This is a genomic window from Flavobacterium fructosi, from assembly GCF_042787335.1.
GTDB lineage: Bacteria > Bacteroidota > Bacteroidia > Flavobacteriales > Flavobacteriaceae > Flavobacterium > Flavobacterium fructosi.
Map to the genome: position 1 here is coordinate 1 of NZ_JBHZQA010000001.1, position 22,393 is coordinate 22,393.

At 33.8% G+C, this 22,393-nt stretch carries 20 protein-coding genes; 11 read left to right on the forward strand and 9 right to left on the reverse strand.

Features of this window, described 5'->3' with window-relative positions; genetic code table 11:
• Positions 1-131 precede the first annotated feature (131 nt).
• From ACFX5D_RS00005 to ACFX5D_RS00020, 4 genes are all read right to left on the reverse strand, one after another.
• On the reverse strand, positions 132-806 hold the full coding sequence (locus ACFX5D_RS00005; protein ID WP_379856221.1) for a hypothetical protein: 675 nt from the start codon (positions 804-806) through the stop codon (positions 132-134).
• An 84-nt stretch (positions 807-890) separates the two neighbouring features.
• Positions 891-4,331: a hypothetical protein gene (locus ACFX5D_RS00010; protein WP_379856222.1), complete on the reverse strand. Its 3,441-nt coding sequence runs from the start codon at positions 4,329-4,331 to the stop codon at positions 891-893.
• A 165-nt stretch (positions 4,332-4,496) separates the two neighbouring features.
• On the reverse strand, positions 4,497-5,750 hold the full coding sequence (locus ACFX5D_RS00015; RefSeq protein WP_379856223.1) for an aspartate kinase: 1,254 nt from the start codon (positions 5,748-5,750) through the stop codon (positions 4,497-4,499).
• 28 nt (positions 5,751-5,778) lie between these two features.
• Complete coding sequence (locus ACFX5D_RS00020; RefSeq protein WP_379856224.1) at positions 5,779-6,258, reverse strand: GNAT family N-acetyltransferase; 480 nt, start codon at positions 6,256-6,258, stop codon at positions 5,779-5,781.
• A 256-nt stretch (positions 6,259-6,514) separates the two neighbouring features.
• On the opposite strand from ACFX5D_RS00020, the gene fbp reads away from it, so the two are divergent.
• Entirely contained in the window at positions 6,515-7,534 is a 1,020-nt protein-coding gene (gene fbp / locus ACFX5D_RS00025) for a class 1 fructose-bisphosphatase (protein WP_379856225.1), read from the forward strand.
• Positions 7,535-7,581: 47 nt separating this feature from the next.
• Here the strand turns inward: fbp and ACFX5D_RS00030 are convergent, their stop codons facing one another.
• Positions 7,582-8,010: a TerB family tellurite resistance protein gene (locus tag ACFX5D_RS00030; RefSeq protein ID WP_379856226.1), complete on the reverse strand. Its 429-nt coding sequence runs from the start codon at positions 8,008-8,010 to the stop codon at positions 7,582-7,584.
• 178 nt (positions 8,011-8,188) lie between these two features.
• Between ACFX5D_RS00030 and ACFX5D_RS00035 the strand changes: the two genes are divergently transcribed.
• From ACFX5D_RS00035 to ACFX5D_RS00050, 4 genes are all read left to right on the forward strand, one after another.
• Positions 8,189-8,782 (forward strand): HupE/UreJ family protein, encoded by a 594-nt coding sequence (locus ACFX5D_RS00035; protein WP_379856227.1) that lies wholly within the window; start codon positions 8,189-8,191, stop codon positions 8,780-8,782.
• 4 nt (positions 8,783-8,786) lie between these two features.
• Positions 8,787-9,218 carry a deoxycytidylate deaminase gene (locus ACFX5D_RS00040; RefSeq protein WP_379856228.1) on the forward strand — a complete coding sequence of 144 codons (432 nt, stop codon included), beginning with the start codon at positions 8,787-8,789 and terminating at the stop codon, positions 9,216-9,218.
• Between the two features lie 242 nt (positions 9,219-9,460).
• Entirely contained in the window at positions 9,461-11,035 is a 1,575-nt protein-coding gene (locus ACFX5D_RS00045) for a S41 family peptidase (protein WP_379856229.1), read from the forward strand.
• 38 nt (positions 11,036-11,073) lie between these two features.
• Complete coding sequence (locus ACFX5D_RS00050) at positions 11,074-11,238, forward strand: hypothetical protein (RefSeq protein WP_379856231.1); 165 nt, start codon at positions 11,074-11,076, stop codon at positions 11,236-11,238.
• Positions 11,239-11,264: 26 nt separating this feature from the next.
• Here the strand turns inward: ACFX5D_RS00050 and ACFX5D_RS00055 are convergent, their stop codons facing one another.
• The 3 genes from ACFX5D_RS00055 to ACFX5D_RS00065 all read right to left on the reverse strand — a co-directional run bounded on the left by ACFX5D_RS00055 (position 11,265) and on the right by ACFX5D_RS00065 (position 12,774).
• Positions 11,265-11,870, reverse strand: a complete 606-nt coding sequence (locus tag ACFX5D_RS00055; RefSeq protein WP_379856233.1) for an FAD-dependent oxidoreductase — start codon at positions 11,868-11,870, stop codon at positions 11,265-11,267.
• Position 11,871: 1 nt separating this feature from the next.
• Entirely contained in the window at positions 11,872-12,075 is a 204-nt protein-coding gene (locus ACFX5D_RS00060) for a hypothetical protein (RefSeq protein WP_379856234.1), read from the reverse strand.
• Positions 12,076-12,195: 120 nt separating this feature from the next.
• Complete coding sequence (locus tag ACFX5D_RS00065) at positions 12,196-12,774, reverse strand: MarC family protein (RefSeq protein WP_379856236.1); 579 nt, start codon at positions 12,772-12,774, stop codon at positions 12,196-12,198.
• Between the two features lie 244 nt (positions 12,775-13,018).
• Here ACFX5D_RS00065 and ACFX5D_RS00070 point away from each other — a divergent pair, with 244 nt between their 5' ends.
• The 6 genes from ACFX5D_RS00070 (at position 13,019) to ACFX5D_RS00095 (ending at position 19,912) form a co-directional block, all read left to right on the forward strand.
• Positions 13,019-13,585 carry a DUF3109 family protein gene (locus ACFX5D_RS00070; RefSeq protein ID WP_379856237.1) on the forward strand — a complete coding sequence of 189 codons (567 nt, stop codon included), beginning with the start codon at positions 13,019-13,021 and terminating at the stop codon, positions 13,583-13,585.
• A gap of 264 nt (positions 13,586-13,849) precedes the next feature.
• Positions 13,850-14,827 carry a ribonucleotide-diphosphate reductase subunit beta gene (locus tag ACFX5D_RS00075; protein WP_379856239.1) on the forward strand — a complete coding sequence of 326 codons (978 nt, stop codon included), beginning with the start codon at positions 13,850-13,852 and terminating at the stop codon, positions 14,825-14,827.
• A gap of 244 nt (positions 14,828-15,071) precedes the next feature.
• Positions 15,072-17,486, forward strand: a complete 2,415-nt coding sequence (locus tag ACFX5D_RS00080; protein ID WP_379856240.1) for a ribonucleoside-diphosphate reductase subunit alpha — start codon at positions 15,072-15,074, stop codon at positions 17,484-17,486.
• 10 nt (positions 17,487-17,496) lie between these two features.
• On the forward strand, positions 17,497-18,228 hold the full coding sequence (locus tag ACFX5D_RS00085; RefSeq protein ID WP_379856241.1) for a DUF3800 domain-containing protein: 732 nt from the start codon (positions 17,497-17,499) through the stop codon (positions 18,226-18,228).
• A gap of 437 nt (positions 18,229-18,665) precedes the next feature.
• Complete coding sequence (locus ACFX5D_RS00090) at positions 18,666-19,160, forward strand: RDD family protein (RefSeq protein ID WP_379856242.1); 495 nt, start codon at positions 18,666-18,668, stop codon at positions 19,158-19,160.
• Between the two features lie 56 nt (positions 19,161-19,216).
• Entirely contained in the window at positions 19,217-19,912 is a 696-nt protein-coding gene (locus ACFX5D_RS00095) for a type 1 glutamine amidotransferase (protein WP_379856243.1), read from the forward strand.
• Between the two features lie 84 nt (positions 19,913-19,996).
• On the opposite strand, the gene metE is transcribed toward ACFX5D_RS00095, so the two are convergent.
• Positions 19,997-22,321, reverse strand: a complete 2,325-nt coding sequence (metE, locus tag ACFX5D_RS00100; RefSeq protein ID WP_379856244.1) for a 5-methyltetrahydropteroyltriglutamate--homocysteine S-methyltransferase — start codon at positions 22,319-22,321, stop codon at positions 19,997-19,999.
• Positions 22,322-22,393 lie beyond the last annotated feature (72 nt).

Here is a 22,393-nt window from a genome sequence, read left to right on the forward strand (position 1 = left end):
CCAAAACTGGGGGCTAATACTAAATCAGTTCTTAACTATTTTTGAAAAAAGGGTTCAACTTTAATTAAAAAGTCAAACCCCTATATTTTTAACTTACACACTTTACGGGATAGTGTCTTTTCGATACAAGTTTACTCTTGTATATACGTTTTATTTCCGTTTGCATTGATATAGTATTTTCCACCTCTTGGTCCCGTATAAACTTTTTTGCCATTGTATTCTCCTGTGACTCTGTCTGGTACTTTCGGAGCTTTTTCATTCGTCTCTTTAACTTCTGCTGCAGGTTTTTTAGTTTTGGCAGTTGTAGTTGATTTTTGTATTTTTTCGGACTTCTTTTCGGTCATAATAGCCTTTTCATTGACCTCTGCAGCTTTTACTTTTGCGTCATTTTTTATTTTTGCTGCTTTTTCTTTGCTTTCTGTAGCTCTATCTTTTATATTACTTTTCGCTTTAGCGACCTTCTTTTCTTCTTCTTTAGCATTAGCTTTTGCATCACTTCTTGCTTTAGTCACTTTCATTTTTGCTGCTTTAGCGTCACTTTCAGCTTTGGCAGTCGTAGCTGTTGCATTGTTTTTTGTTTTAGCGGCTTGATCCTTAGCTTTTAAATCGCTTTTTGCTTTAGCAATTTTCTCTTTTGCTGCTTTAGCTTTACTTTCTGCTTTCGTTGTTTTTGCTTTTGCTGCGGCTTTATCTTTAGCTATTTTTTCTGTCCTAGCTTTAGCTTCTTTTTTCTGAGCAGCCGTTTCTTGTCCGTAAAAATTTGCTGATAAAATAAATACAAAACATAATAATACTAATTTTTTCATGACCTGTTATTTTTAAAGTTAGAATTATAGAGCCTAATTTTTATTAAATTTAACAATTTTATGTTGAATTATTAAGCTAAAGTATTAAAAATAAGCTCTTAACTGAATATTTCCCGTATGGATAGTTTTACTTGATTCACTTTTTCGCCCTTGATAATTTACATTTATATCTAAAAATTGCGTCAAATTTTTTTGTATGAGGAATCTCCAAGTCAAGTTTTGCCCAGTTTGAAGTCCCTCCAACATTTGAAAACCAACAGAAGAAAATTCATTTCCAGTAAATTTATTCTGATAAAATGATATCTCACCGTTCATCGTTAATTGTTTATTACTAGTATAAGAGAAGGAAGTACCCAAGCGATTTTGTAATAAAGTTTCTAATTTTCCATTTTCGTTTTCTTTGTTTTGCAATTCATAAAATAAATTCCAACTGGTATTTTTAGAAAATAAATAACTGATTTTAGGAGCCAATTGATATCCAGTTAAGTCATAATTTTTTTCAGGAAAGTTTTCTGACGTAACGAAAGTTTCAATAGTTTTTGCGAAAAAACTGAACAACCAACCTTTCTTGTACAAATGGGTATATTGTAGTTGATGGGAGCTGTTTTTGGCTTCTTGAGAACCTATTGACAATAAATTTTTTGCTTGATTTTGCAGGTAAGAATAGGTAATAGAATGATTTTGTTTGCCACGATTATAATACAAACTATTTCTAAAACTGGAATTCAATCCTAATACATTCCCGTCCGAAGAGTTAAAAGGATTTAATTGGAAATTATCACCGTCGCTTTTTGTTTTTCGGTCGATTAAAAAGGAGGTTTGATTATAAAAATAAGACAGCAATTTTTTTAAGCCATGATCATTCTGCCACTGATTTAGATTAACAGTCAGAGACTGCGAAAACTTATTTTGATGCGTTTTTATGTAAATTCGGTTGGGCAGGAAAATTCTAATGTATTTTGCCTGATCGATAAATGGCGCTATTTCAAACTCTTGTAATTCCTGAATTCCATTAGCATTATAATCGTTCCAGGTATACACTCCTTGACCTGCAGGAACTTCCAGATAAGTAAATTCTTGTTGTGGAATGCTTCCTGATATTGTTTCATAAACGGTTGTACTTTGAATTAATTGATTAAAAAATCGGTCGCTATATATTATTCTTGAATTCAATGAAGACTCTCTTTTTTTTGTCGCGTCTACAAAATCTAAGTTTCTGTAATTAATATAAATGAACAAATCGCTTTTGTTGGTTTGGATCAATTTAGACTTCAAAAAATAAGTATGTGAGCTATTTACTCTTTGTAAAATATTCCCGACGCTTCTGGATTGCAAACTATCATTCTTTCGGTTTAAATAGCCCAATTCAACGAAAACTTTAGTACTGTCACCACGGCCGGCGAAAAAACTGTATTGTGTGAATCTTTGGCTCAAAGCCAAAAATTGATTTGTTGTTTTATTTTTTTCTTGATTATCCTCCAATTGTAAACTGCTTCCAATCCAATTTTTATTAAAATGATAACGAGTTTGGGTTTGATTTCTAATGAATTTGGATGAGGATATCATTCCATCACTTTTTAGAAAACTTCCTTGATTTTGCAACGACCAATTTTTCAAACGTAGTAAACCATTTAGGATGTGTCGACTACCTGAGAAATTTTGAGAAAAATCTAGTTTTTCAAATTGATACGTCAGCACTCCTTTATTTTGTGTTTCCTCTTTTTCATTTAAAATAAAATTTAATCCTGAAACTAGGAAGCTTTGATTACCGGTTGTAGTAATTCCCAGATTCCAATCTCTATCAAATTCAATGGTGTAAAAGCGTTCAACGGACCTGAAATCTTTCTGGACAAATTGATAATTGGCAAAGGCATCAACGTTCCATTTTTTGGAATACAAACGTTGTTTCATGTTTACTTTACCTGCAAGACCTTTATTATTGGAATCATCTATGTCCGAGAATAAATTCTTGTCGTTGTTGCTAATTCCGATTTCAAAATCGACAGCTGTTTTTTCGGTCGGTTTGTATTTCCCTAAGAAGGTGGCTACTTGGATTTTCGTAGGTGCCACTAATTGAATCACCGGTTCGTAATTCCCTTGCGGAAAGCCATTTGGTTCAATGTATTCATAAATTCTGCCATTTGCAGATGAATTTATCAGGATATAATTGCCCTTATTTGTTCCCACAAAACTAAACCGAACGTTGAATAATTCGTCTTGAGGACTATTAGAATATTCGAATATTTCTTGATTATTGACAATGGTTTTTTTGTAAAGTACTTTGTTTTCTGGATAGATGTCAGCATAAGCAGAAGGTGCGACCATCAAATCTGGATTATCTCCTGAATTTACGAGTATTTGAGCTTGTTCTTTAGTGAGATTTTGTTGTAAAGGTTGGTTTTTCAAATCATTTTCTGAGTATAAATAGGTTCCAAAACTCCACTTTTCATTTTCCTGAGTGGTTCCCGCATAAGTGACAAATCGGGTGTAATTTCTATCTGAATATTGATATTCTATTGCAATTCGCATTTCAGAAGTAATGGTAAAAAGTGGGGTAAAAATAATTTCTCCGGCATTATAATCAATGGTGTAATCATTGTTTTCGCCTCGTTTCAATAGATTTCCATTAACATATACCCGTTCTGAACCAGATATGACAAGAACATATAATTCACCATTTTGTCCTTTTAATTTATAAGGACCCTGATTGCCTTCTTGTCCTTTAAAATTACTTTTGGCATATTGCCCTTTTACAAGCGCCGCTGATGCAAAAACATTAGTTTTACTGTCTTTCGTTCCAAAGTCGAAATGGGTTGCGAGCCCTTGTACTTTTTTATTAAAATTCAGGAATTGTGTTTTTTTATTTTCGAGAAAAATATCTCCGGCTCTAATATTCCATTTGTCACTGAATAACTCCATGAAAACATTGTCGAATTGATCTAATTTTTGGGAATAACCTCCGTCTTGTAAAGGGATATTGTTGTCTTGCAGGGAGGCTCTAAGGCTCACTTTTTCGGATATTTTTCCTGTGATTTGTAAATCTAAATTTGAATTTAAAACGGTGTTTTGATTGTTGCCAATAGTTACTCCACGCGTTATACTTCCGGAAGTATTTAATCCGTCAAAAGGAATGTTTTTTTTCTCCGCTTCTGGCTCAATTTTATATAATTTTCCTGAAGTGGCTTCGTTACTCACGACTCGGCTTGGATCGTAAATACGATATTCTTTAGTCAGAATTTCAGGTAGTTTGAGATAGTTAATTGTTATGGAATCAGAAAAAGCTGGATAATTTTCGTTAAGGAATAAGGTGGATTTTTGAAAGTTTATTTTGTAAAATGAAGTGTCAATTGGTTTTCCATTGGTGTCGAGCACTTTAAAAAAATTAGAATTTATGCCTTCTTTTTCAAGATAGATTGTATCGCGAGTAGCGCTAATTTTTTTTGTTTTGTATAATGAATTCGTTTCCTGGGCTTGCAGTCCAGAAAAACAACCGATGACCAGCCAGAAAAGTAATTTTTTCAACATAAATTCAGGAGCTCGAAAGTGTCAAAAGTAGTATTTATAATTGTTTAAATAGGCCGTTGTAATTTTTTTGATTTTGAAAGGTAGAAAGTGATTTTTGGGAAGGTATATAAATAAAAAATGGAAGCCGTAATAGGACTTCCATTTTAAAGGTTAAAATTAGATAACTTATTCTTTGGTAATAACTTGCATGGTTTCTCGACTCACTTGTTTCAATAAAACTATTTTGTCTTTTTCAACGGTTTGTGTGGCATTATCATTGAAATGTCTAATCGTATATAAAGTGACATTTTTATCAAAATCAACTTTAAATTTTTTAGATAAAATCGCATTTAAGTCCTTAAAATTATCAAATTTATCTTCAACACAGACAGAAAAGCTAATGGCAGAGTTCTGAATTAAGTTTACTTTGATTTTGAATTGGTGAAATAAAGAGAAGATTTCGCTGATGTTTTCTTCCATTATGAAAGAGAAATCTATAGAGGAAAGCGAAATCAAGAGTTGGTTTCTTTTGACAATAAAACAAGGTAAATAAGGTTCTAAATCTGCGCCTTTAGCAACACGAGTCCCCGGTAACAAAGGATTAATAAACGATTTTACGAACAAAGGAATTTCTTTTTTTTGTAAAGGTTGTAAGGTTTTTGGGTGAATAACGGTAGCCCCGTAAAACGCTAATTCGATGGCCTCACGATACGAAATTTGATTCAGCAAACTTGCATTTTCAAAATATCTTGGATCCGCATTCATAACTCCCGGAACATCTTTCCAGATCGTTACACTTTCGGCATTCAAGCAATAAGCAAAAATAGCAGCAGTATAATCAGAACCTTCACGACCTAAAGTGGTGGTGAAATTATTCTCATCTGAACCCAAGAAACCTTGAGTGATGTTCAGTGTTTTTCTTTTTACGTTTTTGGCAATATTTTTCTGTGTCAATTCCCAATCCACTTCTGCATCTCTATAATTTGCATCTGTTTTTATGAAATTACGCACATCCAGCCATTGTGTTTTTATTGCCATGAAATTCATAAAATGACTGAGAATAGTTGTCGAAATTAATTCACCATAACTCACAATTTGGTCGTAAACGAAATTATAATTTGGAGATTTATTATGAGCCAAAAAATATTCTAAATCAGAAAATTGAATGTTTACAGCATTAAAAACTGCGTTTTTTTCGTCGTCAAACAAATCCAGTAGGATTTGATTGTGGTATTTTTTCACTTCTTGAACAGAAGAATTTAATTCAGCCGATTGTTCGAAATAATTTTTAATAACCGCTTCTAATGCATTTGTAGTTTTCCCCATGGCAGAGACAACTAACAATACATCTTCATAGCCCACTTTTTGTAAAACGTCATAAACATTTTTAATCCCTTCGGCATCTTTAACAGAAGCGCCGCCAAATTTGAATACTCTCATACTTTTTTCAACAAAATGTTTTCTAATTTTATTTTAATCTATTATCGATAAAATAGTTGATTCCATCTTCATTCATTTGCACCACCGACCAGTCTTTAAGCACTTTTGCGCCAGATTTTTCATAGAATTCGATTGCAGGAGTGTTCCAGTCCAAAACATGCCAGTCAATTCTTCGAACATTATCTCGCTTCCCTTGTTTGATAATTTCTGAATACAAAGCATAGCCTAATCCAGTGCCTCTCATCTTATCTTTTACCACAAGATCTTCCAGGTGAATTATTTTTCCTTTCCAGGTAGAATAACGATAATAGTACAAAGCAATACCCACGATTTCAGATTCCAATTCTGCAACAAAAACATGGAATAGGGGAGTTGTGCCAAAACCATCGCGAACTAAATCATCTACGGTAACAAGAACAGCATTTGGTTCTTTCTCGAATTCCGCTAATTCTTGAATAAGTCCTAAAACAGCTGGCATGTCTTCAGGAGTTCCTTTTCTAATATTCATAAGTATATTTGATTTACTATTATTTAAATATGAATTTGCATAATATGATTGGTGTTTGTACTAAATCCCTAAAATGCGCATTTCATAAATTCTTCTTTTTAATGTTTTCAATTGATCAAAATAAAGCTATTTTACTCAAAATTCAGCGATTTTTTGAGCAAATATACAATAGTGATAAAGTAACTAAATTTTATTCAAATCATTTTCACAAAAAAACCGATATTTGTGACTTCAAAATAACTACAACGATTTCGTAATGGAAGAACGCAACAAAACACTAGGGGAGTTTATCATCGAAAACCAAAATGCTTTTCAATATTCGTCAGGTGAATTATCACGAATTATCAATTCAATCCGTTTGGCTGCAAAGGTGGTCAACTATAAAGTGAACAAAGCTGGATTGGTTGATATTGTTGGGGCTGCAGGGGAACAAAATATTCAAGGAGAAGACCAACAAAAATTGGACGTTTATGCCAATGAAGTTTTTATCCAAACTTTAATCAATAGAGAAATTGTTTGTGGTATCGCTTCCGAAGAAAATGATGATTTTATCACTGTAGAAGGAAGCGACAAAAGCCATAATAATAAATATGTGGTTTTAATGGATCCGCTTGACGGCTCATCAAATATTGATGTAAATGTATCTGTAGGAACGATATTTTCTGTTTATAGAAGAGTAACGCCAATAGGTACGCCGGTTACAATTGAAGATTTTTTACAACCAGGAATTAATCAAGTGGCTGCTGGATATGTAATTTATGGAACGTCAACAATGTTGGTTTATACTACTGGACATGGGGTAAATGGGTTTACGTTAAACCCGGCAATTGGGACATTTTATTTGTCTCACCCGAATATGCAGTTTTCTAAAGATGGAAATATCTATTCCATCAATGAAGGTAATTATGTTCACTTTCCACAAGGTGTAAAAGATTATATTAAGTATTGTCAGCTGGAAGAAGAGGATAGACCATACACTTCCCGTTATATAGGAAGTTTAGTCTCGGATATTCATAGAAATATGATAAAAGGCGGGATATATATTTATCCAACAAGTTCTAAAGCTCCAAAAGGGAAATTGCGTTTGTTGTACGAATGTAATCCAATGGCTTTTATTGTAGAGCAAGCGGGCGGAAAAGCTTCTGATGGTTTTGGAAGTATCATGGAAATAATGCCAACGGAATTGCATCAACGAGTTCCTTTTTTCTGTGGAAGTTATAATATGGTAGAAAAGGCGGAAGAGTTCATGCAAAAAGCAAAATTAAGCAAATACTAAAGTAAGAAGTATAAAAAAAGCTTCCGCTATGGCGGAAGCTTTTTTATTTATGAATGTTTCATCATTTCCGAAACAAAAGTGTCTAAATCTACTTTTTCATCTACCAAGATCATTGCTTTTTCGATAATGTAGTCTACATTTTCAGGAGTAAAACCTAACGCTAATCCAATTTTTCTAAGCAACAAATCTTGTGCGTCTCCTAAATGGTGATCTACATGAACCATTCGAGCTAAATCGAATAAACGCTCCACCCTTTGCTCTTGCAAATAAGGAGGATTGATCGGATATTTTAATGGGTTTTCTAATATTTCTGCATATTCTGCAGGGGAAATTTCTAGTCTTAAAGCTAGTTTGTCTAAAAACGCTTTTTCTTCTGGAGCAAATTTTCCGTCGGCAAGTGCCACACGGACAATAGCTGAAAAGTGACCTTTATTTCTTTGTTTAAATTCGCTATCAAATAAATCTGAAAATGACATAATTATAATTTTTTATCTTACAAAGATAAATCTATTTTTAAATTTTTTGATTTTAATTTTCTTATTAATTTTGTTTTATGAAATTGTACTTTTTGTGGGATGATTTATTTCTTCAAAACAATCATTTTCAAAATTAATCGTAAGTTTACAACCCCAACCCCAATCTAATTATTTACCTATGTCAGAATTTTGGATTTATTTTCAAATCGGATTAAAACATGTTTTGGATATTCATGCTTATGATCATGTTTTGTTTTTAATAGCTTTAGCCGTTCCTTTCTCTTTCAAGGATTGGAAACAGATAGTTTTGCTGGTGTCTATGTTCACAATAGGGCATACTTTGGCTTTATTATTATCTATATTTGGAATAATTGCCATAAAAGTAAATGTGGTAGAGTTATTAATTCCTACAACCATTTTAATAACGGCTTTGTTTAATCTATTTACTGCCGGGAAATCAAGTAAAAAAGAGAGCGTAAATTTGGTATTTTTTATTACGCTTTTTTTCGGAATAATTCATGGTTTGGGATTTTCAAATTATTTCAAATCAATTCTAGGTGGATCTCCCAGCTCGAAATTAATACCCTTAGGAGAATTTGCATTAGGAATTGAAGCAGCTCAAATTGTAGTGGTTTTTGTAGTTTTGGTTCTCTCTTATATTGTTCAAACTGTTTTTCGATTTTCTAAAAGAGACTGGACTTTGGTTATGTCAGCATTTATAATTGGAGTAGTTTTACCACTGATTGTAGAAAGTAAAATTTGGATTAGATAAAAAAATGGAAGCAATAAAATTAAATAAATACGATAAAGCCTATCTTAGGATTGCAACAGAATGGGGACTTTTATCCTATTGTAAAAGAAAGCAAGTGGGTGCAATCATTGTAAGAGATAGAATGATAATATCTGATGGATATAATGGAACTCCCTCTGGTTTTGAAAACTGTTGCGAAGATGCTGAAGGCTTGACGCGCTGGGATGTTTTACACGCAGAAGCAAATGCTATTTTGAAAGTCGCCAGGTCGACACAATCTTGTGAAGGGGCGACGTTGTATATTACGCTTTCGCCTTGTAAAGAATGCAGCAAATTAATTCATCAGTCGGGGATAAAAAGAGTGGTGTATCACAATGGATATCGCGATGATTCCGGAATTCAGTTTTTAATAAAAGCAGGAGTAGAAGTAGCGCATATTCCAATATTAGAAGAATAATAAAATTGTATAAACGGTAAATGGCTTGACTAGTTAAGCAATAGAAATGCACATTAAAGTCATTGACCAGATAGTTTCGAGGATTTTAAATACTGATGTGATTTAAATTTTGTTTTTTGTTGTTAATAATTAGACAATTAATGAAATTGACGGTATTCTATTGTTTAATTTTATGTTTTTTAAAGGTCTAATTTGATATAATACACGTGGGCATAATACCATTAATTGACAATCTAGCTTAAATGAAAATCGATAATAAATACTTGCCTATCATTATTGGTGTGACTCTTGCTTTAGGAGTTGTTCTGGGTAGTGCATTAAATTTCCGCAACCAAAATCAGTTTTTTGCAAAAAACAATTCTAAAAATAAGTTAAATAAACTTATTGATTTTATCGATAACGAATATGTCGATAATGTAAATACGGATTCAATTGTAAATCTTACGGTTGACAATATTCTGGCAAAACTGGATCCTCATTCTGTATATATACCACCAAGTGAACAAGCGGAAGTTATTGAAAGTATGAAAGGTGATTTTGTAGGTATTGGCGTAAATTTCTATATGTACAATGATTCTGTGGCTATAATAAAACCGGTCGAAAATGGCCCTTCTGCAAAAGCTGGAATAAAACCCGGAGATCGAATTTTGTATGTTGATAAAACAAAATTATACGGTCGAAAATTGCCTAATGACAGTTTGTTTGCTAAATTAAAAGGGACTGTAGGATCCGAGATTGAGCTTACTGTTTACAGAAAATCAGAAGGTAAGAAAATTAAACTAAAAGTAAAACGAGATGTTATTCCATTAAAAAGTGTCGATGTTTCGATGCTTTTGAATAATGAAACCGGCTATATAAAAATAAATCGCTTTGCAGAAACTACGTATAGTGAATTCAAATCAGGTCTATTAGGTCTTAAACAACAAGGTGCAAAATCATTAATTATCGATGTTCGGGATAATGGCGGAGGTTATATGGAGGAAGCAATTGCCATCGCCGACGAATTATTGAAAGACAAACAATTAATTGTTTTTACGAAAAACAAAAAAGGTAAAATAGATAAAACATTTGCAACAGAAAGAGGGAGTTTTGAAAACGGAAATGTATTTGTATTAATTAATGAAAACAGTGCATCTGCCAGTGAAATTTTAGCAGGAGCCATTCAGGATAATGACCGAGGAACTATTGTTGGTCGACGTTCTTTTGGTAAAGGATTGGTACAACGTGAAATGGATTTTGACGATGGTTCGGCAGTTCGTTTAACCATTGCAAGATATTACACACCAACCGGTCGCTCGATTCAAAAACCATATTCTAAAGGGAATGAAGCTTATTTTAAAGAATCGGACGAAAGATTTGAAAACGGTGAATTGTACAATAAAGACAGTATAAAAATTTCGGACACTTTAAAGTTTAAAACTAAAAAAGGTAAAATTGTATATGGTGGCGGTGGAATTGTTCCTGATGTTTTTGTGCCGCTTGAAGTGGAACATGGCAGAGAAAGCACACCTTATTTATTGCAATCAGGTATTGTTGGTCATTTTGTTTTCGAACAATTAGATAAAAATAGAAATGCATTCAAAGGATTGGCTTTTCAACAATTTATAACTAAAATGAATGCGTCCGATTTGTATTTTAATTCTTTTCAGAAGTATATTTTCCAGAACGGATTGGATTTGAAATTTGGAAAAAGCAAGTCGTTGGTAAAACGATACCTTGTCGCTGAGTTTGCGAGACAATTATATGGTGAAAAGTATTATTATGAAATTATATTGAAAGAAGATGCAATGATTAAAGCAGTTTTCGAAAAAAAATAATCAATACATTTTACAGTATGGAAAATAAATTTTCTGGAATGACGCTTAATGAACGATTATGTGTCGGAGGTCTTATACATGATTTTGACAATTGTCTGAAGCAAAAAGATATTGAAGGAATCAAATCTATTCTAAAGAAGGTTGAATTAAATGAAGAATCTATTTTTGAAATAATTAATAGTTTAGAGCTGATAGGTATCTAAAAATTTTAGATTAAACGATAAACGTTTTATCTAATGCTGTCGTGAGAATGAGTTTGCACACCGCCATTCCATAAAGTAAGAATATCGGTAGCAACAGCAGCACCGCTTCCAGCAGCAATGGCTAGTTGGCTTCTCCAGCCAGCTAAAGTTCCTACAACATAAATTCCATCAGCAACTTTATGGTCACTGTTTCTCAGCTGAATTCTTTGTTTTTCTGGAAGTGATTTTTGGTGTGGTTCGATGTATTGCATCAAACCTTCAATCTCAAAAGTATTTGCCGAACTAATACCTATAACGACATTTTTTGTTTTATAACTGTTCTTATTTGTAGTAACTATAAATTCAGGAAAAGCTCCCTCTATTTTTAACACTTTTTCATTTGGAATTTGCATTACATGGGGATACGTTTTGGAAAGATGTTGAAGGCTCTTCACCAATAAATCGGACCCTAAAGTACCTGGAGTTATTCCATAAGCATTATTAAAAAGAGCTTCTTGAAGTGAGGATGTTTTTTGATGGGTAAAAACGCCAATTTTTTTATCAATGGCAAAGAGTTTGTTTTTGGCTGATCCTAAAACAAGCGCACATGACATTCCGGATACTCCACCCCCAACAATTAAAATGTCAAACATGTTAGAATTTACCATTCATTTTTTCTTCAATTTTTTTAGACATTCTAAAGATTAGAAGAATTAATACGGCACATAAAGAAGCTGCAACCCCTATAATAGCATATAGACTATTACCTTGAAAAGGATGGCTAAAATCAAGTAAAGTAACATTAAATATGATTAAAGCTATGGCTAAAAACACGAGTATGTTAGTGAAGATTTTCATGATATTTTTTTTTGTTTTTTAATGAAAAATTTAAGATTATTTAATTAAAAATTAATTTTAATAAAAATCAAATATTTTTATAGATTGTTGCGTTATGGGGTAAATTTATGAAAATTTATTCTACACAAACAAACCTTTAACATTCGCAGCGAATAATTTAACAGCGATGGCAAGAAGAACCACTCCAAAAGTCTTCCTAATGACTCCAAGTCCGTTCTCACCTAACAATTTTTCGATTCTTGCAGATGATTTCAAAACAATGTATACGAGTATGATATTCAGAATTATGGCAATGACAATATTAATAGTTTGAAATTCCGCTTTCAAGGATAATAAAGTGGTCATAGTTCCGGCCCCAGCAACAAGTGGGAACGCGATTGGAACTATTGATGCCGAGCTGGCTGCTTCATCGCGATACAATCGGATACCTAATATCATTTCTAGTGCTAAGAAAAATAAAACAAAAGATCCTGCAACAGCAAAAGAATGAACATCGATTCCAATTAGCTTTAAGAATTCCTCCCCTATAAAAAGAAAGACAATCATAATTGCTCCTGACGCTAAGGTTGCTTTTTCTGATTCGATATGCCCAAATTTTGCCCGTAAATCGATGATAATGGGAATAGTACCAATAATGTCAATTACTGCAAAAAGGACCATGCTTACGGTTACAATTTCTCTTATATCGAATCCTATCATATCTTTTTTGATGGCAAAGTTAAACTTTTCGGCAAATTATTAGTTAAAATATAGCGGTATTGCGATATTTTTAAGTATTTTTTTTAAACAAATGAATTATTGTTTTTTGTATTAAAATTTATTTTGATTCTGATTTTAAAGATGGATTATTCAAGATGGGCAGAAGGTTAAAGTTGGTTTTGACTAAAAAATTACCATATACTTTAACTATCTTTGCACTTTATAATCACAGTACTCCAAAATAATGTTTCAATTAGGAAAAACCATCGTCTCAGAAGACATACTCGAAAAAGATTTTGTTTGCAATTTATCAGCCTGTAAAGGGGCTTGTTGTGTTGATGGCGATGCCGGAGCTCCATTGAGCGTTGAGGAAACTAAGATATTAGAAGCAATTTATCCTAAGGTAAAACCGTTTCTTCGTAAACAAGGAATTGCAGCTATCGAAGCGCAAGGAACTTGGGTTAATGGTACGGATGGTGATCTTGAAACACCATTAATTGATAATAAAGATTGTGCTTACGTGATTTTTGACGGTAAAACGGGTCTTTGTGGTATCGAGCAAGCCTATAATCAAGGAATAATTGACTGGAAAAAACCTGTTTCCTGTCATCTGTACCCAATTCGAGTAAAAGACTTTACTGAGTTTGCCTCTGTCAATTATGACAAATGGGATATTTGCGACCCAGCCTGTTCTTTAGGTCAGGAATTGGAAGTTCCTGTTTACAAATTTGTTAAAGAAGCATTGGTTAGAAAATTTGGAGAAGACTGGTATGCAGAGCTTGAGAAAGTGGCGCTGGACATGAAAAAGTAATTTCAAAGTAATTAAAAAAGTTCTTGTTTTTTATTTTTATAATCCTATATTTTACGGTGCTTTACGTGCTTTTTTTGTTTTTCAATGTACTGATATTCAGTTTTTTGAAAAAAGAATCAAAAGTATTCCGGTTTATCTCATTTGTTAAAAACTAAGTCCGATTGTGAATAAGTTTGGCTTTTAAATTCGGCAATATTTCACAATCTTTGTAATCCACTAAATGCATAAAATTTCGTTAAATTTTCAAAAAAACAAACAATTATAATGGCGCAAGTTGAACCAATTTTACAAGAAAATAAAAATCGTTTCGTAATTTTCCCTATCAAACACCATGATATTTGGGAATTTTATAAAAGTATGGAAGCCAGTTTCTGGACTGCTGAAGAAATTGATTTATCACAAGATTTAAATGACTGGAATAACAAACTTTCTGATGAGGAACGCTATTTTGTAAAACATATTCTTGCTTTTTTTGCTGCTTCTGACGGAATTGTAAACGAGAATCTGGCTGAAAATTTTGTCAACGAAGTGCAATATGCGGAAGCAAAATTCTTTTACGGTTTTCAAATCATGATGGAAAACATTCACAGCGAAACCTATTCGTTATTAATTGATACCTATGTAAAGGATGAAGCGGAGAAAGATGAATTGTTCAATGCTTTAGAAGTTTTTCCAGCGATTAAGAAAAAGGCGGACTGGGCTTTGCAATGGATCGAGTCCGATTCGTTTGCTGAGCGTTTGATAGCTTTTGCAGCTGTGGAAGGAATTTTCTTTTCGGGAGCTTTTTGCTCTATTTATTGGTTGAAAAAACGAGGATTAATGCCTGGGTTGACATTTTCTAACGAACTGATCTCTCGTGATGAAGGAGTTCATTGTGATTTTGCAGTGCATTTGCACAACCACCACTTGGTAAATAAAGTGCCAAAAGAAAGAATTAGAAGTATTATTGTTGATGCTTTAAATATAGAGAGAGAATTTATTACGGAGTCACTTCCTGTGAGTTTGATAGGAATGAATGCGGTGTTAATGACACAGTATTTAGAATTTGTTGCTGACAGATTATTAGTGGAATTAGGTTGCGACAGAGAGTATAATACTGCGAATCCTTTTGACTTTATGGATATGATTTCGCTTCAAGGGAAAACTAATTTCTTTGAAAAGAAAGTGGCTGAATATCAAAAAGCGGGTGTGATGAATACTGATGGGGATGCTCAAAAAATATCTTTTGACGCCGATTTTTAAAATTTGAGTTCTTGAATCCTTAGATTTATTTTTTCCTCTCGAATTATACTATATTTCTTCGTACTTCTGTTCTAATAGCCCAGATAGTAATGAAAATCCTTTCTGGTCCTGAACTTGCTTCAGGATCCTGAAACAAGTTCAGGACTAGAAAGATTGCAATGGATAGCTGGAAATAGCTCCAAAAAAATAATACAAATAACGAAAAACAGCAAAGGGATTTTCTGTTTTGAAAACAAACAAAAGTATGTACGTAGTAAAAAGAGACGGGCGTAAAGAGCCTGTAATGTTCGACAAAATCACAGATAGAATTAAAAAACTATGTTATGGTTTGAATGATTTGGTTGATGCCGTGAAAGTTGCTATGCGAGTAATTGAAGGGCTTTATGATGGAGTTTCTACGTCGGAATTAGATAATTTAGCAGCCGAAACTGCGGCGTCAATGACTATTGCGCATCCTGATTATGCACAATTGGCGGCGCGGATTGCAATTTCGAATTTGCATTCCAATACTAAAAAATCATTTTCGGAAACAATGAACGATATGTTTCATTATGTAAACCCGAGAAATGGACAAGATGCACCTTTGTTATCTGAAGAAGTGCACCAGGTGATTATGAAAAATGCTGAATTTTTGGATTCACATGTGATATATAACAGAGATTTTAATTATGATTATTTTGGTTTTAAAACGCTGGAACGGTCTTATTTACTTAAAATAAACGGCAAAATAGTGGAGCGTCCGCAACACATGTTGATGCGTGTTTCGGTTGGGATTCACTTAGATGATTTAGATTCGGTGATTGAGACGTACGACTTAATGTCGAAAAAATTCTTTACGCATGCAACCCCTACATTATTCAATGCGGGTACTCCAAAACCTCAAATGTCTTCTTGTTTCCTTCTGGCGATGCAAGACGACAGTATTGACGGGATTTATGATACGTTGAAACAAACGGCAAAAATCTCTCAGTCAGCAGGTGGTGTTGGGCTTTCTATTCACAATGTAAGAGCAACTGGTTCTTACATACGTGGGACAAACGGAACGTCAAACGGAATTGTTCCAATGTTGCGTGTTTTTAATGATACGGCACGTTATGTAGATCAAGGTGGTGGAAAACGTAAAGGAAGTTTTGCTATTTATATCGAAACTTGGCATGCGGATATTTTTGAATTCTTAGATTTGAAAAAGAATACCGGAAAAGAAGAAATGCGTGCCAGAGATTTATTCTTCGCCATGTGGACGTCTGATTTATTTATGAAACGAGTTCAAGAAGACAGTTATTGGACGTTGATGTGTCCTAATGAATGTCCAGGACTGTACGATGTTTATGGCGAAGAATTTGAAGCCATGTATATTGATTATGAGAAACGTGGAAAAGGTAGAAAAACCATTAAAGCGCATGAACTTTGGGAGAAAATTCTAGAATCGCAAATCGAAACCGGAACGCCTTACATGTTGTATAAAGATGCAGTTAATAGAAAATCAAACCAGAAAAATCTGGGTACGATTCGTTCTTCGAATTTGTGTACCGAGATTATGGAATTCACATCCAAAGATGAAATTGCAGTCTGTAATCTAGCCTCTCTTTCCTTGCCAATGTTTGTTTCTAATGGAAAGTTTGATCATGAATTAATGTATACCGTTACAAAACGAGTAACTAGAAACTTAAATAAAGTAATCGACAGAAATTATTATCCGGTAATTGAAGGAGAAAATTCGAATAAACGCCACAGGCCAATTGGTCTTGGAGTACAAGGATTAGCCGATGCTTTTATTATGTTGCGTATGCCGTTTACGAGCGATGAGGCTAAAAAACTGAATCAAGAAATTTTTGAAACATTATACTTTGCAGCGGTAACCGCATCGATGGAAATGGCCAAAGAAGAAGGGCCTTATTCGACATTTAAAGGCTCGCCAATATCTCAAGGAGAATTTCAATACAATTTGTGGGGAATGAAAGATGAGGAATTATCTGGTCGTTGGGACTGGGCTTCATTACGAAAAGAAGTGATGGAACACGGAGTGAGGAACTCGTTGTTAGTGGCGCCAATGCCAACGGCATCGACTTCACAAATTTTGGGGAACAACGAAGCATTCGAACCATATACTTCTAATATTTACACCAGAAGAGTCCTTTCGGGAGAATTTATTGTGGTAAACAAACACTTGTTGCACGATTTAGTGGAGCGTGGTTTGTGGAACGAAACATTGAAACAAGAATTAATGCGAAATAACGGTTCGGTTCAAGACCTGAATATTCCGCAAGACTTGAAAGAATTGTACAAAACAGTTTGGGAAATGTCTATGAAAGACATTATCGATATGTCCCGTCAACGTGGTTATTTTGTGGATCAATCGCAATCGTTGAACTTGTTTATGCAAAATGCCAATTATTCTAAATTGACATCGATGCATTTCTATGCTTGGCAATCCGGATTGAAAACGGGAATGTATTATTTGAGAACAAAAGCTGCGGTGGATGCGATTAAATTTACATTAAACAATGATAAAAAAGCAGAGCCAATCGAAATTAAAGAGCAATCAATCGTTGTTCCTGCAGTTGCTGAAGCAGTAGAAATGACTTCGGATGAATACAGAGCTATGCTTGAATTATCTAAAAATGCAGGTCCTGACGATTGTGAAATGTGTGGGAGTTAATAAATAATAATTGAAATATTATTTATTTATTGATGAAAGTGGAGATCATGGTTTGAAGACTATTGATGAAGGTTTTCCAGTGTTTTTGCTTTGTGGCGTTTTAGTTTCTGAAGTTGAATATTTTAATATTAATTCAGTTGTAAATAGTTTGAAAATAAAATACTGGAACAATACTAATGTGATTTTACATTCGCGGGATATACGAAAATGTAATAATGAATTTAAAATTTTATTTGATTTAACGATAAAAGAAAGATTTTATGAAGATATAAATCATATTCTTACTTCAAGTAATTACAATATTATTAGTTCTGCGATTGATAAAATTGCATTTATTAAAAAATATGGAAAATTAGAAGATGATGTTTATGAAATTGCTTTATCCTTTATCTTAGAAAGAACAATTTTCTGTCTTGATGAGATGAAAGATTGTAAATCTTTAGAGATAATAATCGAAAAGAGAGGTAGGAAAGAAGATTTGAAACTATCTAGTCATTTACACAAATTAAGTCAAATTGGGACTTATTATGTGGATGTAGAAAGGATGAAAAAGTATGCAATTAAATATAAATTTCTTGGTAAGAAAGAAAATAGTAATGGTTTACAGATCTCGGATTTATTGGCATATCCAATAGCTAGAAAAATAATTACTCCAGAAGGAGTTAATATATCATTTGAATTAATCAAAGAAAAATTTTACACGAAAAATGGTAAACGCTATGGTTTGAAAGTTTTTCCATAAAACAAAAAGGCTGATTAAATCAGCCTTTTTTGTCGACCGGGGACACCCCAATCCTATTATATTTACATCAAATGATATGTAATTCTTATGCAAAGATATTACAAATTTGTAATAAATAAATTAATATTTAGCAAAAAGTTGCAGTCTGTGGCTATGGATTATATATTAAAGTTCTTTTAAAACATAAAAATAATTAGAAAGCCTTTGTTTTATAGAGCTATTTCTCGCTTTCCGTTGTGATTTTTTTACTTTTAAAGGAAAATATAAAAAGGATTTCCACTTCAAACAAAGTTCACTGAACTCCAAATAAAATAAAAGTTAAGTGAAGTAATCGGGGCTAAAACACCAAGATTTAATAGTAACATTTGTAAACAATTCACTATATTTGAGATAGTTATTAGCCTTAAAGCCTTTTATGATAATCAAAAATATTAAAAATGGAAAATAAAAAATTTACTGTTACAGATGATTTATTAGCTTCCAAAAGCCAGCGTTTCCTGAATTTCCTTATTGATATATTGATTGTTTATATTATCGGAATTACTATTGGCACTACCATAACTATAATTGGAGACTTGACCCATAGTTATGAGGCCTCAAATTGGGTTACATTATTGAGTTTAATTGAAAAGGTCTTTTTTGGGCTTGTAATCCTGTTTTTTTACTATGCATTTACGGAAATGTACTTCTCCAGAACCTTCGCTAAGTATTTCACCAAAACTATTGTAGTACGAGTTGATGGATCTAAACCCAATACCAAAAACTTTATGATACGAGCAGTATCCCGCCTTAATCCTATGGACCCTTTTTCATTTCTGGGTAAAGCAGAAAGAGGTTTGCATGATACTTTATCCGCAACGTATGTGGTGAAAAAGCACGAGTTTGTCGAGAAAATGAAAATGTTTGTTTCAGTGGATGAAATTGGAGTATAATACTATTTCTGAAGGTAACGATTCATTAATTTTGTAGAAAACCTGCACAAGACAGTATGAGTAAAAAATTAAATATCCATTGCTTACAGCACGTTCCTTTTGAAGGTCTGGGTTGTATAGAGAATTGGATTCAAGAGCACGGGCATTCCCTTTCGTATACCACATTATACCACAATCCTAAATTTCCGGATCTTGATACGATAGACGCTCTGATTATCTTGGGCGGTCCCATGAGTATTCATGACGAAGCCAAATTCCCTTGGCTAAAAGACGAAAAAGTATTCGTCAAGTCCGCAATTGACCGGCGAAAAAAAATAATTGGAATCTGTCTGGGAGCGCAATTAATTTCAAATGTGTTAGGAGGAAAAATTACGGATAATGAACAAAAAGAAATTGGCTGGTTTCCTGTTTCAATTTTAGATTCAAATGTTGCGATACTGAATGGTTATCCAAAATCATTTTCTGTTTTTCACTGGCACGGAGAAACGTTTTCAATTCCTGAAAATGCCATTCGCTTAATGGAATCAGAAGCCTGCGCAAATCAAGCTTTTTTATATAATGATAAAGTATTGGGACTTCAATTCCATTTAGAAGTAACGGATGAGGCTATGAAACAAATGGCTTTTCATGAGCAATCAGAATTAGTAAAAGACACGTATGTTCAAACATATGACGAGATCGTAAGTAATACTACATTTATTAAAGAAAATAATCAACTAATGTTTTCGCTTTTGGATAATTTGTTTAAATAGAACTCGATTGTTTTTTTAAAACAAAACCTAGTAAATCGAGCATCTACTAGGTTTTTATTTTAGTGCTTACCTGAAGTCAGGTTGTTAAACGATTGCAATGTTTGCGACAGCAATTCTCATTTCTTGAGCTGCGGCTACCATTTCGATTAGTGCTTTTTTGGTTTCGTCCCAATGACGGGTTTTTAAGCCACAGTCCGGATTTACCCAAAGCTGATCTACAGGAATCACTGCCGACGCTTTTTCTAATAATTTCACCATTTCGGAACTAGAAGGAACACGAGGCGAGTGAATGTCATACACGCCAGGTCCTATCTCGTTAGGATAATTAAAATCGGCAAAAGCATCCAATAATTCCATTTGCGAACGCGAGCATTCTATGGTGATAACATCGGCATCCATATCTGCAATATTTTGAATAATGTCGTTAAACTCACTGTAGCACATGTGGGTATGAATTTGGGTATCATCTTTTACACCACTCGCCGAAATTCTAAACGCTTTTACTGCCCAATCCAAATAGGTTGCCCATTCTTCTTTGCGTAAAGGCAATCCTTCTCGAATGGCGGGTTCATCAATTTGAATAATCTTAATTCCTGCCTTTTCTAAGTCGATTACTTCATCTCTAATCGCCAATGCAATTTGGGTACAGGTTTCTGAGCGAGGTTGATCGTTACGGACAAAAGACCACTGCAAAATAGTCACGGGACCGGTTAGCATTCCTTTTACCCATTTTGGCGTAAGCGATTGTGCAAAGGCCGACCATTGCACAGTCATTGGGTTGGGACGCGATACATCACCATAAATAACGGGAGGCTTCACGCAGCGGCTACCGTAACTTTGTACCCAGCCGTTTTTGGTAAAGGTAAATCCGTCTAATTGCTCTCCAAAATATTCCACCATGTCGTTGCGTTCAAATTCTCCGTGAACCAATACGTCTATGCCTGTTTCTTCCTGAAAGCGAATCGTTTCTTCCGTTTCTTTTTGGAGTAAATCATCATATTGTTGTTGGCTTAGTTCTCCTTTTTTAAACTTCGCTCTCCAGTTTCGGACTTCGGTAGTTTGCGGAAATGAACCGATAGTGGTAGTTGGAAATAACGGAAGATTCAATACGTCTATTTGTTTTTTTCTACGGACTGAAAACGGATTTTCTCTTTGATCATCAGCAGTTGCAATGCTGGCAACCCGATTTTTCACCGCATCATTATGGATTAACTTTGATGTTTTTCGGTTTTCGTTGGCGGTTGTGTTCTCTTGAAATAGGACAGAATCAACGAGCGTTATCTCACCTGAAGCGAAATTTTGTAGCAGTACTATTTCTTCTATTTTTTGTTTGGCGAAAGCCAGCCATTGTTTGATTTCGGGAGTCAGCGTAGTATCATTGGTTTCTAAATCTAAATCACAAGGCGAATGAATCAGGGAGCACGATGGCGCAATTAGGATTCTGTTTTCGCCAAGTGCGTCCGTGGCTTTCTGAATGAGGGCTAACGATTTTTTGAAATCATTTTTCCAAATATTTCTACCATCAACAACGCCAAGAGAAAGATTTACCGTACTGGATAGTTTTCCTGATTCTAAGATGTCATCTAATTGCGAATGACAACGCACTAAATCTAAATGCAAAGTATCAACAGGCAAAGCAAGAACGGTTTCAAGATTTTCTCCGAAACAATCAAAATAGTTCGCTAGAATTAATTTGATTTTAGGGAAACGCTTGTTGATTTCATTATAAACATAAGTTATGGCATTTCTTTCTTTATCAGTTAGATTCAAAGCCAAAAATGGCTCGTCAAATTGGATCCATTCCACATTTTCATTTTCCAGTTTTTGAAGGATTTCAAAATATACCGGAAGTAATTTGTCGATAAGATCGATTCTATGGAAACCTACTTCTTTTTCTTTTCCAAGAAGTAAATAAGTAACGGGTCCTATTAGAACTGGTTTTGTAACGATTCCTAAAGCATTGGCTTCTTTGAACTCGTCGATTATTTTTTCGGAGAATAATTTGAATTCTTGATCTTTTGTGAATTCTGGAACAATGTAATGGTAGTTAGTATCAAACCATTTTGTCATTTCCATGGCAACCACATCTTGTCCATCTTTTTGCGAACCTCTGGCCATCGCAAAATACAAATCAATAGTGGAGTTTGTTTTGGCTAATTCTTGATACCGCTTTGGAATAACTCCCAAAGTAAGCGATAAATCCAGTACTTGATCGTAAAAGGAAAAGTCATTGGAAGGGATCAAATCGATTCCGGCTTTGGCTTGTAATTGCCAGTTTTGCTTGCGGATAGTGGCGCCTACAGTTAAAAGTTCGTCTACTGAAATTTTTCCTGCCCAATACGATTCGCAGGCTTTTTTTAATTCTCTGTTGCTACCAATTCTTGGATAACCTAGATTGTTTGTTTTCATTATATACAGTGTTTTTTACTATGCAAAGTTATTGTATTGGATATTTAAACTTAAATTAGCCTACTGTTTCAG

Bases quoted from the DNA above. Each gene is read 5' to 3' on its own strand.
- ACFX5D_RS00055 (WP_379856233.1), bottom strand. From the start codon at position 11,870: ATGTTTGACATTTTAATTGTTGGGGGTGGAGTATCCGGAATGTCATGT.
- ACFX5D_RS00065 (WP_379856236.1), bottom strand. From the start codon at position 12,774: ATGATAGGATTCGATATAAGAGAAATTGTAACCGTAAGCATGGTCCTT.
- ACFX5D_RS00095 (WP_379856243.1), top strand. From the start codon at position 19,217: ATGAGTAAAAAATTAAATATCCATTGCTTACAGCACGTTCCTTTTGAA.
- ACFX5D_RS00030 (WP_379856226.1), bottom strand. From the start codon at position 8,010: ATGTCATTTTCAGATTTATTTGATAGCGAATTTAAACAAAGAAATAAA.
- ACFX5D_RS00020 (WP_379856224.1), bottom strand. From the start codon at position 6,258: ATGAATATTAGAAAAGGAACTCCTGAAGACATGCCAGCTGTTTTAGGA.
- ACFX5D_RS00010 (WP_379856222.1), bottom strand. From the start codon at position 4,331: ATGTTGAAAAAATTACTTTTCTGGCTGGTCATCGGTTGTTTTTCTGGA.
- ACFX5D_RS00040 (WP_379856228.1), top strand. From the start codon at position 8,787: ATGGAAGCAATAAAATTAAATAAATACGATAAAGCCTATCTTAGGATT.
- ACFX5D_RS00015 (WP_379856223.1), bottom strand. From the start codon at position 5,750: ATGAGAGTATTCAAATTTGGCGGCGCTTCTGTTAAAGATGCCGAAGGG.
- ACFX5D_RS00005 (WP_379856221.1), bottom strand. From the start codon at position 806: ATGAAAAAATTAGTATTATTATGTTTTGTATTTATTTTATCAGCAAAT.
- metE (WP_379856244.1), bottom strand. From the start codon at position 22,321: ATGAAAACAAACAATCTAGGTTATCCAAGAATTGGTAGCAACAGAGAA.
- ACFX5D_RS00080 (WP_379856240.1), top strand. From the start codon at position 15,072: ATGTACGTAGTAAAAAGAGACGGGCGTAAAGAGCCTGTAATGTTCGAC.
- ACFX5D_RS00045 (WP_379856229.1), top strand. From the start codon at position 9,461: ATGAAAATCGATAATAAATACTTGCCTATCATTATTGGTGTGACTCTT.
- ACFX5D_RS00050 (WP_379856231.1), top strand. From the start codon at position 11,074: ATGACGCTTAATGAACGATTATGTGTCGGAGGTCTTATACATGATTTT.
- ACFX5D_RS00075 (WP_379856239.1), top strand. From the start codon at position 13,850: ATGGCGCAAGTTGAACCAATTTTACAAGAAAATAAAAATCGTTTCGTA.
- ACFX5D_RS00060 (WP_379856234.1), bottom strand. From the start codon at position 12,075: ATGAAAATCTTCACTAACATACTCGTGTTTTTAGCCATAGCTTTAATC.
- fbp (WP_379856225.1), top strand. From the start codon at position 6,515: ATGGAAGAACGCAACAAAACACTAGGGGAGTTTATCATCGAAAACCAA.
- ACFX5D_RS00070 (WP_379856237.1), top strand. From the start codon at position 13,019: ATGTTTCAATTAGGAAAAACCATCGTCTCAGAAGACATACTCGAAAAA.
- ACFX5D_RS00090 (WP_379856242.1), top strand. From the start codon at position 18,666: ATGGAAAATAAAAAATTTACTGTTACAGATGATTTATTAGCTTCCAAA.
- ACFX5D_RS00035 (WP_379856227.1), top strand. From the start codon at position 8,189: ATGTCAGAATTTTGGATTTATTTTCAAATCGGATTAAAACATGTTTTG.